The sequence below is a fragment of the Pseudomonas sp. IT-P260 genome (genome assembly GCF_949768395.1).
GTDB lineage: Bacteria > Pseudomonadota > Gammaproteobacteria > Pseudomonadales > Pseudomonadaceae > Aquipseudomonas > Aquipseudomonas parakoreensis.
This window is the reverse complement of record NZ_CATKPO010000012.1, coordinates 1-14,337: the sequence shown is the minus strand read 5'-3', so window position 1 is coordinate 14,337 and position 14,337 is coordinate 1. Positions and strand designations below refer to the sequence as shown.

12 protein-coding genes are annotated in these 14,337 nt (G+C 60.8%); 4 read left to right on the top strand and 8 right to left on the bottom strand.

The genetic code is table 11. The features are described 5' to 3' along the window. Positions 1-53 precede the first annotated feature (53 nt). From pdxJ to lptF, 8 genes are all read right to left on the bottom strand, one after another. Positions 54-797 (bottom strand): pyridoxine 5'-phosphate synthase, encoded by a 744-nt coding sequence (gene pdxJ / locus ACM6HV_RS10605; RefSeq protein ID WP_145597547.1) that lies wholly within the window; start codon positions 795-797, stop codon positions 54-56. 39 nt (positions 798-836) lie between these two features. Further along, positions 837-1,526: a DNA repair protein RecO gene (gene recO / locus ACM6HV_RS10600; RefSeq protein WP_414904158.1), complete on the bottom strand. Its 690-nt coding sequence runs from the start codon at positions 1,524-1,526 to the stop codon at positions 837-839. Between the two features lie 167 nt (positions 1,527-1,693). Next, positions 1,694-2,596, bottom strand: a complete 903-nt coding sequence (gene era / locus ACM6HV_RS10595; RefSeq protein WP_041064729.1) for a GTPase Era — start codon at positions 2,594-2,596, stop codon at positions 1,694-1,696. Further along, the gene (gene rnc, locus ACM6HV_RS10590) at positions 2,589-3,278 is read right to left on the bottom strand and encodes a ribonuclease III (RefSeq protein ID WP_024011703.1); all 690 of its coding nucleotides are present in this window, start codon (positions 3,276-3,278) and stop codon (positions 2,589-2,591) included. Before rnc ends, era begins: the two co-directional genes overlap by 8 nt. 183 nt (positions 3,279-3,461) lie before the next feature. Continuing rightward, a complete protein-coding gene (lepB, locus tag ACM6HV_RS10585; RefSeq protein ID WP_041064734.1) occupies positions 3,462-4,316 on the bottom strand; it encodes a signal peptidase I in 855 nt (284 codons plus the stop codon). A 9-nt stretch (positions 4,317-4,325) separates the two neighbouring features. After that, positions 4,326-6,122, bottom strand: coding sequence for a translation elongation factor 4 (lepA, locus tag ACM6HV_RS10580; protein WP_041064736.1), 1,797 nt, complete (start codon positions 6,120-6,122; stop codon positions 4,326-4,328). Positions 6,123-6,294: 172 nt separating this feature from the next. Continuing rightward, positions 6,295-7,356 (bottom strand): LPS export ABC transporter permease LptG, encoded by a 1,062-nt coding sequence (gene lptG / locus ACM6HV_RS10575; protein WP_414904157.1) that lies wholly within the window; start codon positions 7,354-7,356, stop codon positions 6,295-6,297. Then, entirely contained in the window at positions 7,349-8,470 is a 1,122-nt protein-coding gene (gene lptF, locus ACM6HV_RS10570; RefSeq protein ID WP_414904156.1) for an LPS export ABC transporter permease LptF, read from the bottom strand. The genes lptG and lptF overlap by 8 nt, the downstream gene beginning before the upstream one ends. A 308-nt stretch (positions 8,471-8,778) precedes the next feature. Between lptF and ACM6HV_RS10565 the strand changes: the two genes are divergently transcribed. The 4 genes from ACM6HV_RS10565 (at position 8,779) to ACM6HV_RS10550 (ending at position 14,265) form a co-directional block, all read left to right on the top strand. Then, positions 8,779-10,269: a leucyl aminopeptidase gene (locus tag ACM6HV_RS10565; protein ID WP_047292705.1), complete on the top strand. Its 1,491-nt coding sequence runs from the start codon at positions 8,779-8,781 to the stop codon at positions 10,267-10,269. A gap of 60 nt (positions 10,270-10,329) precedes the next feature. Then, the gene (locus tag ACM6HV_RS10560; protein WP_145597539.1) at positions 10,330-10,758 is read left to right on the top strand and encodes a DNA polymerase III subunit chi; all 429 of its coding nucleotides are present in this window, start codon (positions 10,330-10,332) and stop codon (positions 10,756-10,758) included. 8 nt (positions 10,759-10,766) lie between these two features. Next, the gene (locus ACM6HV_RS10555; protein WP_414904155.1) at positions 10,767-11,150 is read left to right on the top strand and encodes a DNA polymerase III subunit chi; all 384 of its coding nucleotides are present in this window, start codon (positions 10,767-10,769) and stop codon (positions 11,148-11,150) included. Positions 11,151-11,418: 268 nt separating this feature from the next. Beyond that, positions 11,419-14,265 (top strand): valine--tRNA ligase, encoded by a 2,847-nt coding sequence (locus ACM6HV_RS10550; RefSeq protein WP_198758452.1) that lies wholly within the window; start codon positions 11,419-11,421, stop codon positions 14,263-14,265. Positions 14,266-14,337 lie beyond the last annotated feature (72 nt).

The window sequence follows — 14,337 nt, the reverse complement described above, 5'->3', positions numbered from 1 at the left end:
TGATTTGCCGCTTTCGCGAGCAGGCTCGCTCCCACAGGTTTTTGTGTTGTGGCTTAGTGCTTGGCAGCCGCCAGAATCAGCGCTTTCATTTCAGAAACAGCAGATTTGAAGCCCACGAACAACGCATGCGCCACCAGCGCATGGCCGATGTTCAGTTCATTGATGCCCTTGATCGCCGCCACGGCTTCGACGTTGTGATAATGCAGGCCATGCCCGGCATTGACGATCAGGCCCTGCGTCAGACCAAACGCCACGCCGTCCGCCACACGCTTCAATTCCTCAGCAACTTCGGTCGGGGTCTCGGCATCAGCGTAACGCCCGGTGTGCAGCTCGATCGCCGGTGCTCCTACGCGCTTGGACGCCGCAATCTGGCGCTCGTCGGCATCGATGAACAGCGACACTTCGCTGCCGATCTTCGACAGGCGCGCGACCGCCGCCTTGATCCGCTCTTCCTGCCCCGCTACATCCAGACCGCCTTCAGTGGTCAGTTCCTGACGGGTCTCCGGGACCAGGCAGATGTGCGCCGGACGGATGCGCTCGGCGAACGCCATCATTTCTTCAGTGACGCCCATTTCGAAGTTCATGCGGGTCTGCAGCACATCCTTGAGCAGCAACACGTCGCGCTCCTGAATGTGCCGGCGGTCTTCACGCAGGTGCACGGTGATGCCGTCGGCGCCCGCCTCTTCCGCGTCCAGCGCTGCCTTGACCGGATCCGGGTAGCGTGTTCCACGGGCCTGACGCAGGGTGGCGACGTGGTCGATGTTCACGCCAAGAAGAATGCGATTGCTGGTGGTCACGGATGCGCTCCTGAAGGGAAAGATTCGGCGCACAGCATATCAGGGCTTGCGAAATAGCTCGCGGCTGACGAGGGGCCGACCGCCCAAGTGAACGGCCAGTGCCTGACGCATCAGACGTTTGGCCGCCGACAGCGCACCGGGCGCGGTCCAGTCGGCTTCGGCCATGGCCAGCAGTTCGGTGCCGTTGAACAGACCCGGCTGCAACAGGAAGACGCGTTCCAGCCCGGCATCCACTTGCAGGCGATAGAGGCCGTCCGCGGCCACTGGCTCGCCGTGAATGTCAGTGCTCATCGAGAAGCCGTAACCGAGGTCGTCCAGCAGGCGCCATTCGAAGGAGCGCAACAACGGCTCCAGCGGGCGGCCTTCGGCCAGCGCCAGCAGGGTTGCAGCGTAGTGATCGAACACCGCTGGGTGCGGATCTTCGGCGGGCAGCAGGCGGATCAGCAGCTCATTGAGATAGAGGCCGCTGAACAGCGCATCACCGACCATCCAGGTCGCGTTGCCGGCGCTTTCCATGCGCCCGACATTCTTCAACTCACCCTTGCCACGAAACTCGACTTCCAGCGGCACGAACGGTCGCGCCAATGTCCCGGCCTTGCCCCGCGCACTGCGCAACACCGCCCGCAGCCGCCCTTGCGGCGTGAGGAAGTCGACCAGCGCGCTGGTTTCGCGGTAGGCGCGCGAATGCAGGACGTAGGCGAGTTGGGCGGGAGGTGGGGTTTGCGACATGGAGTTCTCGATGAAGAAACGCGATTTTTACACACCACCCAAAACCAAATGTGGGAGCGAGCCTGCTCGCGAAAGCGGAGTGACAGTCAACATCAATGCTGAATGTTACATCCCTTCGCGAGCAGGCTCGCTCCCACAGTGGGTATTGGTGTTCTCTGGAACGGTAATTACAGGTCGCCGTAACCCAGCGAACGCAGAGCACGCTCGTCGTCGGACCAGCCGCCCTTCACCTTGACCCACAGGTTGAGCATGATCTTGGCGTCGAACAGCAACTCCATGTCCTTGCGCGCTTCGGTGCCGATGCGCTTGATGCGCTCGCCCTTGTCGCCAATGATGATCTTCTTCTGGCCGTCACGCTCAACGAGGATCAGCGCGTGAATGTGCAGGGTCTTGCCTTGCTGCTTGAATTCTTCGATCTCGACGGTGATCTGGTAAGGCAGCTCGGCGCCCATCTGGCGCATGATTTTCTCGCGCACCAGTTCGGCAGCAAGGAAACGGCTGCTGCGGTCGGTAATCTGGTCTTCCGGGAAGAAATGATCGTTCTCCGGCAAGTGATCGGCGATGACCTTTTCCAGCGCGTCGAGGTTGTGCCCTTGCTGCGCGGAAATCGGGATGATCTGTGCGTTTGGCAGCTGTTCCTGCAACCACGACAGGTGCGGCATCAGCTCGGCCTTGTCTTCGATGCGGTCGGTCTTGTTCAGCGCGACGATCAGCGGGCCGGTCACGTACTGCACGCGCTCCAGCACCATCTGGTCTTCTTCGGTCCACTTGGTGCGATCGACCACGAAGATCACCACGTCGACGTCTTTCAACGCTGCCGAAGCAGTTTTGTTCATGTAGCGGTTCAGGGCCTTTTCGCCACCCTTGTGCATGCCGGGGGTGTCGACGTAGATCGCCTGCACGTCACCTTCGGTCTTGATCCCGAGCATGTTGTGACGGGTGGTCTGCGGCTTGCGCGAGGTGATCGCGAGCTTCTGGCCGAGGATGTGGTTGAGCAACGTCGACTTGCCGACGTTGGGACGGCCGACGATGGCAACGTAGCCACAGCGAGTTGCGTTTGTATCAGTCATTGCCATTCTCCACGCCCAGGGCAATCAGTGCTGCGGCGGCCGCTACCTGTTCGGCAATACGACGGCTCACACCCTGACCTCGGCTTTTTTCATTCAATAAGACCACTTCGCACTCGACGAAGAAGGTACGGCAGTGCGGCTCACCCTGGATGTCCACCACTTCATAGCGTGGCAGTTCACAACCGCGCGATTGCAGGTGTTCCTGCAGACGGGTCTTGGGATCCTTGTTGGTGTCGACCAGCGTCAGGCCTTCGAACTCACCGGCCAGCCAGGCCAGCACGCGCTCGCGAGCGACGTCCATGCCGGCATCCAGGTAGATCGCGCCGATCAGCGCTTCGAGGGCGTCGGCCAGAATCGATTCGCGACGGAAACCACCGCTTTTCAGTTCGCCCGAACCCAGACGCAGGTAGTCGCCCAGATCGAAACCACGAGCCAGCACGGCCAGTGTCTCACCCTTCACCAGGCGTGCGCGCAAACGCGACAACTGGCCTTCGCGAGCCAGCGGGAAGCGATCGAACAGCGCCTCGCCGGCGACGAAGTTGAGGATGGCATCGCCAAGGAATTCCAGGCGTTCGTTGTTACGCCCGGCAAAGCTGCGGTGCGTGAGGGCCAGCAGCATCAGCTCCTGATCCTTGAAGGTGTAACCGAGCTGGCGCTCGAGACGGCTTAGAGAAACGCTCACGGTTTACCCACGCTGAGTTCGTGGCTGGATTCCACTGCCATCGCCGGGGTACGGCGCAGGCCTGGGACAATTAACGCTGTGTTCAAAAATGACGTCCTGAATATCGTGGCTTCATGCCCTGGCGCCAATTTGTGTCGACGCCAGAAATGCATTCGGCGCTGTGGTCAACAGCGCCGTGATTGATTACTTGATCAGGCCAACCCGCGAGAAATTCGGCAGGTGGCTGAGTTTCGGTTCCGGCCAGCTCATCCAGACAGCGAAGGCTTTGCCGACGATATTCTGGTCGGGAACCATGCCCAGCAGATCCTTGGGAATGTTCGGATCATCCCAATAGCGACTGTCGTTGGAGTTGTCGCGGTTGTCGCCCATCATGAAGTAGTGCCCGGCTGGCACGGTCCAGGTATGGTCAGGCGTCGCGCGGTAGCGGCTCATTTCCTTGCGGATCAGGTGTTCGGCGGCGCCGAGCTTTTCCTTGTAGAGTTCCGCGCTGCCCAGCGTGCCCGGCTCGGAACCGACCAGTTGCTCGGCAATCGACTCGCCATTGACGAACAGACGCTTGTCGGCGGTGTAACGCACCGTGTCGCCCGGTACGCCGACTACACGCTTGATGTAGTTGACGTTAGGGTCGCTCGGGTAGCGGAACACCATCACATCGCCACGCTGTGGATCACCGACTTCGATGATTTTCTTGTCGATCACCGGCAGGCGGATCCCGTAAGAAAACTTGTTCACCAGAATGAAGTCGCCGACGTCCAGCGTCGGTTTCATCGAGCCGGACGGAATCTGGAACGGTTCCACCAGGAACGAACGCAGCACCAGCACGATGAACAGCACCGGAAAGAACGACTTGCCGTATTCAACCAGCAACGGCTCTTTGTTCAGCTTCTCGACCACCACGGGCTCCGGCTGGCTGACACTGCCTTGATAAGAGGCAATCGCAGCACGCCGACGCGGCGCCAGGAACAGCAGATCGAGCAACGCCAACAGGCCGCAGACGAACACGGCGATGACCAGCAACAGCGGGAAATTTAGTGACATAGGACCTGACTATTCCAACCTGAGCACGGCGAGGAAGGCTTCTTGTGGAATTTCCACGTTGCCGACCTGCTTCATGCGTTTCTTACCGGCCTTTTGCTTTTCAAGCAGCTTTTTCTTACGGCTTACGTCACCGCCGTAGCATTTGGCCAATACGTTCTTTCTGAGTGCCTTGACGGTTGTCCGGGCAACGATCTGACCGCCAATGGCCGCCTGGATCGCCACGTCGAACATCTGACGAGGAATCAGTTCTTTCATCTTCTCGGTCAACTGGCGACCTTTGAAGTGCGAATTGTCACGGTGCACGATCAACGCCAGGGCGTCGACCTTGTCACCGTTGATCAGCACGTCCAGTTTCACCAGATTAGCCGATTGGTAACGATCGAAATGGTAATCCAGCGAAGCATAGCCGCGGCTGGTGGATTTGAGACGGTCGAAGAAGTCCAGGACCACTTCGTTCATCGGCAGGTCGTAGGTCACTTGTACCTGATTGCCGAGGAACAGCATGTCGACCTGTACGCCGCGTTTCTCGATGCACAAGGTGATGACGTTGCCCAGGTGTTCCTGCGGAACCAGGATATTGGCTCGCACGATCGGTTCGCGCATGTCTTCGATGGCCGACACATCCGGAAGCTTGGACGGGTTGTCGACGTAAATCGTTTCACCGGTTTTCAGCACCAGCTCGAAAATTACCGTTGGCGCGGTGGTGATCAGGTCCAGGTCGTATTCGCGCTCGAGGCGCTCCTGGATGATCTCCATGTGCAGCATGCCGAGGAACCCGCAACGGAAGCCGAAGCCCAGTGCGTCGGAGCTTTCCGGGGTGTACTGCAGCGAGGAGTCGTTCAGGGTCAGTTTCTGCAGCGCTTCGCGGAAGTCCTCGAAGTCGTCGGAACTGACCGGGAACAGACCGGCGTAAACCTGTGGCTGGATGCGTTTGAAGCCGGGCAGCACTTCAACGTCCGGGGTCGAGCTCAGGGTCAGGGTGTCACCGACCGGTGCACCGTGAATGTCCTTGATGCTGGCGATGATGAAGCCCACTTCGCCGGCCTTGAGGTCAGCAGTGGCAGTGTGTTTCGGGTTGAACACACCGACGCTATCCACCAGGTGGATCTTGCCGGTGGATTTCACCAGGATCTTGTCGCCCTTCTTCACGCGGCCATGACGCACGCGCACCAGGGAAACAACGCCCAGGTAGTTGTCGAACCAGGAGTCGATGATCAACGCTTGCAGCGGATCTTCGATGTTGCCGGTCGGCGCAGGAATGGTCGCGACCAGACGCTCGAGCACTTCGTCGACACCCAGGCCGGTCTTGGCGCTGCAGGTGACGGCGTCGGTGGCGTCGATGCCGATGATCTTCTCGATCTCGTCCTTGACGCGGTCCGGCTCGGCCTGTGGCAGGTCGATCTTGTTCAACACCGGCATGACCTCGAGGCCCTGCTCGATGGCGGTGTAGCAGTTGGCCACGGACTGGGCTTCAACACCCTGACCGGCATCGACCACCAGCAATGCGCCTTCACACGCGGCCAGGGAACGGCTGACTTCGTAGGTGAAGTCGACGTGACCCGGGGTGTCAATGAAGTTCAGCTGGTAGGTGACGCCGTCTTTGGCTTTGTAATAGAGGGTAACGCTGTGGGCCTTGATGGTGATCCCGCGTTCGCGCTCCAGATCCATGGAATCCAGTACCTGGGCTTCCATTTCACGCTCGGCCAGGCCACCGCACATCTGGATGAAACGGTCAGCCAGCGTCGACTTGCCATGGTCAATGTGGGCGATGATGGAGAAATTGCGGATATGACTCAAATCACTCACGGATCAACACTCAAAAAGGCTGCAGGCTTGGCCCGCCGAAAAATAGCCGGGAATTGTACCTGATACACGGCGCAAGCGTCACGTTCGCCTGTCACCCGGCTTGCATACGAAAACGCCCCGGTCTGTCGACCGAGGCGTTTTCGCGGTTAAAGCATTGGCAACAACGCGGTCATCAACCGGCGCGTCGCAGCAACCAGACACCCGCCAGCGCACAGACCGAGGCCGGCACCAGCACCGCGAACAGCGGCGAGAAACCGAACACCAGGCTCGACGGGCCGAGCAGATCCTGGACGATGCGGAAGGTGAAGCCCACCAGCACACCAGTGAACACCCGCTGACCGAGGGTTACCGAGCGCAATGGGCCGAAGATGAAGGAAATCGCCATCAGCACCAGCGCAGCGGTGACCAGCGGCTGCAACACCTTGACCCAAAATGCCAGCCAGTAACGACCGTTGCTCAGGCCTTGATCCGCCAGATAGTGGATATAGCCCCACAGACCGGAAATCGACAGCGACTCAGGCGCCATCACCACCGTGTTGAGCAATTGCGGGCTCAACGATACGTCCCACTCCTCGCTCGGCGCATTCACCACTTCGGTGCTGCGCTCGTGGAACACCGTGGTGGTCACGTCAGTGAGCAGCCAGCGCTTGCCGTCGAACTCCGCACGCTTGGCGAAGCTGGAGCTGAGCAGGTGGCGCTCTTTGTCGAAGTGATAGCGGGTCACCCCATACAGCAGGCCGTCGGGTTGCACGGCGTTGATATGGATGAACTCCTCACCCTGACGGTGCCACATGCCGTGCTTGGCGCTCTGCGCGTCGCCACTGCCTTGCGCCAGCGAGCGATTGGCCTGGGCCATGCTTTCGGTGGCCGGGGCCACGTATTCACCGATCAGCACGCCGGCCAGCATCAGCACCAGCATGGGCTTCATGACCGCCCAGACAATGCGCCCGATGGACACACCCGCGGCACGCATCACCGTCAGCTCGCTGCTGCTGGCCAGACTGCCGAGGCCGATCAGACAGCCGATCAGCGCGGCCATCGGCAGCATTTCATACAGACGGCGTGGCGCGGTGAGCAGGACGAAGCTCAGCACATCGGTCAGCGTGTAGGTATCGTTGACGTCGCTCATCTCGTCGATGAAGGCAAACAGGGTCGCCAGACCCAGAATGATCGCCAGCACGGCGATGATCGCCACGAATACGCTGCTGCCGATGTAGCGGTCGAGTTTAACCACGGGCCACCTCCAGCGCCGCGCTGCGACGGCTGGCCAGCTTCAGGCGCAACGGCTCCCAGTACAACAGGCCGAGCCCGATGAACAGGAAGATCCCGTGCACCCACCACAGGCCAAGGGCCGGTGGAATCTTGCCTTTTTCGAGGGCGCCGCGGGCGGCAATCAGAATGGTCAGGTAAGCCATATAAAGAAGAATCGCCGGCAGCAGCTTCAGGAAACGGCCCTGACGCGGATTGACCCGCGACAACGGCACCGCCATCAGGGTCACGATGAACACCAGCAACGGTAGCGAAATCCGCCATTGCAGTTCGGCCCTGGATCGCTCGTCGTCGGCGCTCAGCAGGGTCGAAGTCGGGATCGCATCACGGTCGGTGACTTCGTCGCTGGCATCGGGCTTGGGCAGCAATACGCCGTAGGTGTCGTATTTGATCGCGCGGTAATCGGCCTGACCCGGGCTGCCGTCATAGCGATAACCGTTGTGCAGGATCAGATAGCGGTTGCCGTCCGAGTGGACTTCCTGCCGCCCCTTCTCGGCCACCAGTACGGAAATCCCGCGGTCTTTCTGATCCGAGCCAAGGTTCTTCTGCGAGATGAACACGCCGCCAAGGTTGACGCGATCGTCGGTCAGGCTTTCGGTGTAGGTCACCCGAGTACCGTCACGCAACGCCTGAAAACGGCCAGGCTCAAGGGTATCGAACTCGGTCAGGGCGTCCTGCTTGTTCAGCAGCAGCTGAAACTGGTTGGCGCCCTGCGGGGCCAGGCTCAGGCTCAGCCACGCGACGACCAGCGCCACCAGGGTTGCCGGGAACAGGGTCATGCGCAGCAGACGCTGCTGACTCATACCGGTGGCCGAGAGCACGGTCATTTCGCTTTCGAGATACAGCCGGCCGTAAGCCAGCAGGATCCCGAGAAACAGGCCCAACGGCAGGATCAGTTGCATGAAACCCGGCAGGCGGTAACCCATGATCAGGAACAGCGATCCCGGATCGAGTTGGCCCGCAGCGGCCTGGGCAAGGTATTTGATGAAGCGACCGCTCATGATGATGACCAGCAGCACGGCGCTGACGGCGCTCAGGGTCAACATCACTTCACGGGACAGATAACGGAAGACGATCAAACCAGACACTCCAGGGTTGTCAGGCTAAGGCGGCCAAACAAGCAAACGTTTCGAGCGACCCGCAAGGCAGAGCCGTCGAAAAAAGATGCGGCATTATCCTGTGATTGAGGGCGCCTGTCACTGCGCACACTCACCCAAGCGTAGATTCCGTTGAAGATCGCACAACCGAGGGTTGTCAGGCGCGGTGAGCGAGGTTCAAACTGCCGCCTTCGTCGCAGGCACAGACCTGCGCCTCTTCTATCTATAAGCAGGCGACTGCGGACACCGTCGAGCGCCTGCGTGTTGACCATTCATTCAGGGATCCGGACATGGAACTGGTTGTAAAAAGCGTTAGCCCAGAAACGTTGAAAACCGCCACCCTGGTGGTTGCCGTTGGCGAAGGCCGCAAACTCGGCGTTGCCGCCAGACAGGTCGACGAGTTGAGCGGTGGCGCGATCAGCGCCGTGCTCAAGCGTGGCGATCTGGCCGGCAAGGTCGGTCAAAGCCTGCTGCTGCACAGCCTGCCGAACCTCAAGGCCGAGCGCGTGCTGCTGGTCGGCGTGGGCAAGGATGAAGAACTGGGTGACCGTCCGTTCCGAAAAATCGTTGCCGGCATCCTCAACACCCTGAAAGGTCTGGGCGGCAGCGACGCCGTACTGGCCCTGGATGAAATCATCGTCAAGAACCGCGACAGCTACGGCAAGACCCGCCTGCTGGCCGAAACTCTGGTGGATGGCGAATACACCTTCGACCAGTTCAAGAGCCAGAAAGCCGAACCGCGCGCCCTGAAGAAAATCACCCTGCTGACCATCAAAGCCGCCCAGGCCGAAGTGCAGCGCGCGGTGAACCACGCGACCGCCATCGCCAACGGCATGGCGTTCACCCGCAATCTGGGCAACCTGCCACCCAACATCTGCCACCCGACCTTCCTTGGCGAACAAGCCAAGAACCTGGGCAAAGAGTTCAAGGATCTGAAAGTCGAAGTCCTCGACGAGAAGAAGATCAAATCACTGGGGATGGGTTCGTTCTACGCCGTCGGTCAGGGCAGCGCCCAGCCACCGCGCCTGATCGTCATGCAATACAACGGTGGCAAGAAGTCCGAGAAGCCTTACGCGCTGGTCGGTAAAGGCATCACTTTCGACACCGGCGGCATCAGCCTCAAGCCTGGCGCCGGCATGGACGAAATGAAGTACGACATGGGCGGCGCGGCCAGCGTGTTCGGTACCCTGCGTGCCGTGCTCGAACTGAAACTGCCGATCAATCTGGTGTGCATCCTCGCCTGTGCGGAAAACATGCCGAGCGGCACTGCGTCGCGTCCGGGCGACATCGTCACCACCATGAGCGGCCAGACCGTGGAAATCCTCAACACCGACGCCGAAGGCCGTCTGGTGCTGTGCGACGCGCTGACCTACTCCGAGCGCTTCAAGCCGCAAGCGGTGATCGATATCGCCACCCTGACCGGCGCCTGTGTGGTTGCACTCGGTGCACACACGTCTGGCCTGCTGGGCAACAACGACGAGCTGATCGAGCAACTGCTCAGTGCCGGCAAGGCCGCTGACGACCGTGCCTGGCAACTGCCGCTGTTCGACGAATACCAGGAGCAACTGGACAGCCCGTTCGCCGACATCGCCAACATTGGCGGGCCGAAGGCCGGCACCATCACCGCCGCGTGCTTCCTGTCGCGCTTCACCAAGAACCTTAACTGGGCGCACCTGGACATCGCCGGCACCGCATGGACCAGCGGCGGCAAGGACAAAGGCGCCACTGGCCGTCCGGTTCCGCTGCTGACCCAATACCTGCTGGACCGCGCCAAAGCCTGAAACCGATGAACCTGGGCGGCGTCACTCTACGGTGACGCCGCTCAAGGCTCAGGAACCGCAATGACCAAAGTCGACTTCTATATCCTGCCCAGCGCCGATCCTTCGGCTCGCCTGGACTTTGCCTGCAAGCTCACCGAAAAAGCCTGGCGCATGGGCCACCGCATCTACCTGCATTGCAGCGATGCTGCTCAGCGTGATGATCTCGATGCGCGCCTGTGGGCATTCAAGGGCGAAACCTTCGTCCCTCATGGCCCTGCCGAGAGCGAACCGGACGGTTTGATTGTGCTGGGAGTCGGCGCGGACTGCGGCGCGCATCAGGATCTGCTGGTCAATCTCGACCTGAAAGTCCCGGCCTTTGCCAGCCAATTCGCCCGCGTGGCGGAAGTGGTGGTGGAAGATCCGACGATTCGCGCGGCGGCACGGGAGAGTTTCCGTTTCTACCGCGAACAGGGCTATCCTCTGCAAGATCACCGTTTACAGCGACTCTGAGTACGCCGATGGACACTCCAAAACCGCTGCAAAAGCCTGCGCACCTGCTGGACGATCTCGAATCGATCCGTCAGTTGCTCGGCGATGACAACCTGCAACCGCCGCTGCTGACCGACACGGTCGATGACGGTGAACAGGAACAGATTCCGATGCTGTTCGAGGCTGTCGACCCCACGCCGCCCGCCATTGAACCACCGCCGACGTCTGCCGCACTCAAGACAGCGCCTGTGGATAAAGGCCCGGACGCCCTGCTGCACCTGGACAGCGAACTGCGCGCCGCCGCGCAGTTGATCATGCAGGACGTGATCGACGACTTCGCACCGCACATCGAAACCGAAATCAAACGCCGCCTCGAGGCGCGGATGGAACGGTTGCTCAGCCAATACGAATAACCCGGCCTTCGGTACTTTTTGTGGCGAGGGAGCTTGCTCCCGCTGGGGCGCGAAGCGCCCCCAAAACCATTCAACAGTGTTTTGTCCGCGAAGCCTGCGTGGCAGTTTTTACGACTGCTGCGCAGCCGAGCGGGAGCAAGCTCCCTCGCCACAGAGTTCGCGATCACATTTAGATCTCCGCCCAGCCTCCCCCCGCTCGCCCTCGGCCCCATGCCCCGCTATACTTCCCGGCTTTTCCTGAATAAATGCCAATAGGGTCCCGCCGCGCATGGATAAGACCTACCAGCCGCACGCCATTGAAACTTCCTGGTACAACACCTGGGAGTCCGAGAACTATTTCGCACCGCAAGGCGCGGGCGATTCCTACACCATCATGATCCCGCCGCCAAACGTCACCGGCAGCCTGCACATGGGTCACGGTTTCAACAACGCGATCATGGACGCCCTGATCCGTTTCCGCCGCATGCAGGGTCGCAATACCCTGTGGCAGCCGGGCACCGACCACGCCGGTATCGCCACGCAGATGCTGGTGGAGCGTCAACTCGAAGCCCAAGGCCAGAACCGCCACGACCTGGGCCGCGAGAAATTCCTCGAGAAAGTCTGGGAGTGGAAGGATCAGTCCGGCGGCAACATCAGCCGTCAGATCCGCCGCCTCGGCTCGTCCGTGGACTGGAGCCGCGAGCGCTTCACCATGGACGACGGCCTCTCGGAAGCGGTCAAGGAAGCCTTCGTACGCCTGCACGAAGACGGTCTGATCTACCGCGGCAAGCGTCTGGTCAACTGGGACACCAAGCTGCACACGGCGATTTCCGACCTCGAAGTGGAAAACCACGACGAAAAAGGTTTCCTGTGGAACCTCAAGTACCCGCTGGCCGACGGCGCGAAAACCGCTGAAGGCAACGATTTCCTGATCGTCGCGACCACCCGTCCGGAAACCATGCTCGGCGACTCCGCCGTCGCGGTTAACCCGAACGATGAGCGCTACAAAGCCCTGATCGGCAAATTTGTCGAGCTGCCACTGGTTGGCCGCCGCATCCCGATCATCGCCGACGATTACTGCGACCCTGAATTCGGCACCGGCTGCGTGAAAATCACCCCGGCCCACGATTTCAACGACTACGAAGTCGGCAAGCGTCACAACCTGCCGCTGCTGAACATCTTCGACAAGAACGCCAACGTGCTGCCCGCAGCCCAGGTGTTCAACCTCGACGGCACGCTGAACGACAGCATCGACGGCAAGATCCCGGCCGAGTACGCCGGTCTCGAGCGTTTCGAAGCGCGCAAGCAGATCGTTGCCGCGTTCGACGCCGCCGGCCTGCTGGTCAGCGTCGACGATCACAACCTGAAAGTGCCGAAAGGCGACCGTTCCGGCACCGTGATCGAGCCGTGGCTGACCGACCAGTGGTACGTGTCGACCAAACCTCTGGCCGAGCCGGCGATTGCCGCCGTTGAAGACGGCCGCATCCAGTTCGTGCCCAAGCAGTACGAAAACATGTACTTCTCGTGGATGCGCGACATCCAGGACTGGTGCATCAGCCGTCAGCTGTGGTGGGGCCACCGGATTCCGGCCTGGTACGACGAGTCGGGCAAGGTCTACGTCGGTCGCGACGAAGCCGAAGTGCGTGCCAAGCACAACCTCGGTCCGGACGTTGCGCTGCAACAGGACAACGACGTGCTCGACACCTGGTTCAGCTCGGGCCTGTGGACGTTCTCCACTCTGGGCTGGCCGGAAAAGACCGAGTTCCTGAAGAAATTCCACTCCACCGACGTGCTGGTCACCGGTTTCGACATCATTTTCTTCTGGGTTGCCCGGATGATCATGCTGACGATGCACCTGATCAAGAACGAGGACGGCACCCCGCAAGTACCGTTCAAGACCGTTTACGTGCACGGCCTGGTGCGTGATGGCCAGGGCCAGAAGATGTCCAAGTCCAAGGGCAACGTCCTTGACCCGCTGGACATCATCGACGGTATCGAACTGGAAGCCCTGGTGCAGAAACGCACCTCCGGCATGATGCAGCCGAAACTGGCGAAGAAGATCGAGAAGCAGACCCGCGACGAGTTCGCCGACGGCATCGCCAGTTACGGCACCGACGCCCTGCGCTTCACCTTCTGCTCGCTGGCCTCGACCGGTCGCGACATCAAGTTCGACATGGGCCGCGTCGAAGGCTATCGCAACTTCTGCAACAAGATCTGGAACGCCGCGCGTTATGTTCTGGACAAAGGCGAAGACTGCGGCCAGAACGGCGAGGCCTACGAGCTGTCGCTGGCGGATCGCTGGATCATCTCGCAACTGCAACGCACCGAAGCCGAAGTGACCCGTCAACTGGATCAGTTCCGTTTCGACCTCGCCGCGCAAGCGCTGTACGAGTTCATCTGGAACCAGTACTGCGACTGGTACCTGGAACTGTCCAAGCCTGTGCTGTGGGACGAAAACGCGCCGGTCGAGCGTCAGCGCGGCACCCGTCGCACGCTGGTGCGCGTGCTGGAAGTGGCGCTGCGTCTGGCGCATCCGTTCATGCCGTTCATCACTGAAGAAATCTGGCAGCGCATCGCGCCGCTGGCCGGTATTCAGGGCAAGACGATCATGCTGCAGCCTTGGCCGGTGGCCAACGAAGAGCGCATCGATCCGGCCGCCGAGGACGACATCGAATGGCTCAAAGGCCTGATGCTCGGCACGCGCAACATCCGTGGCGAAATGAACATCGGCCCGGGCAAACCGCTGCCGATCTACCTGAAGAACGTCAGCGCTGAAGACCAGCGTCGTCTGACCGAGAACGAAGCGCTGCTGAAGAAGCTGGCGCGTCTGGAATCGATCACCGTGCTGGCCGCTGGCGAAGAAGCACCACTGTCGGCCACCGCGCTGGTTGGCGAGATGGAAGTGCTGGTGCCGATGGCCGGCCTGATCGACAAGGGCGCCGAGCTGGCGCGTCTGGACAAGGAAATCCTGCGTCTGCAGGGTGAAGTCCAGCGCGTTGGCGGCAAGCTGTCGAACGCCGGTTTCGTTGACAAGGCGCCGGCCGAAGTCATCGAGAAGGAACGCGCCAAACTGGCCGAGGCTGAACAGGCCTTGGGCAAGCTGGCCGAGCAACATGCGCGGATTTCCAGCCTGTAAGGGCAAGACGCAATGAAAAAGGGAGGCCCGCAAGGGCCTCCCTTTTTTATTCAGGAATCGCCACAAATCCCC

Excerpts from the sequence above, each read along its gene's own strand:
- ACM6HV_RS10560 (WP_145597539.1), top strand. The coding sequence starts at position 10,330 with ATGACCAAAGTCGACTTCTATATCCTGCCCAGCGCCGATCCTTCGGCT.
- ACM6HV_RS10565 (WP_047292705.1), top strand. The coding sequence starts at position 8,779 with ATGGAACTGGTTGTAAAAAGCGTTAGCCCAGAAACGTTGAAAACCGCC.
- era (WP_041064729.1), bottom strand. The coding sequence starts at position 2,596 with ATGACTGATACAAACGCAACTCGCTGTGGCTACGTTGCCATCGTCGGC.
- ACM6HV_RS10550 (WP_198758452.1), top strand. The coding sequence starts at position 11,419 with ATGGATAAGACCTACCAGCCGCACGCCATTGAAACTTCCTGGTACAAC.
- lepB (WP_041064734.1), bottom strand. The coding sequence starts at position 4,316 with ATGTCACTAAATTTCCCGCTGTTGCTGGTCATCGCCGTGTTCGTCTGC.
- ACM6HV_RS10555 (WP_414904155.1), top strand. The coding sequence starts at position 10,767 with ATGGACACTCCAAAACCGCTGCAAAAGCCTGCGCACCTGCTGGACGAT.
- recO (WP_414904158.1), bottom strand. The coding sequence starts at position 1,526 with ATGTCGCAAACCCCACCTCCCGCCCAACTCGCCTACGTCCTGCATTCG.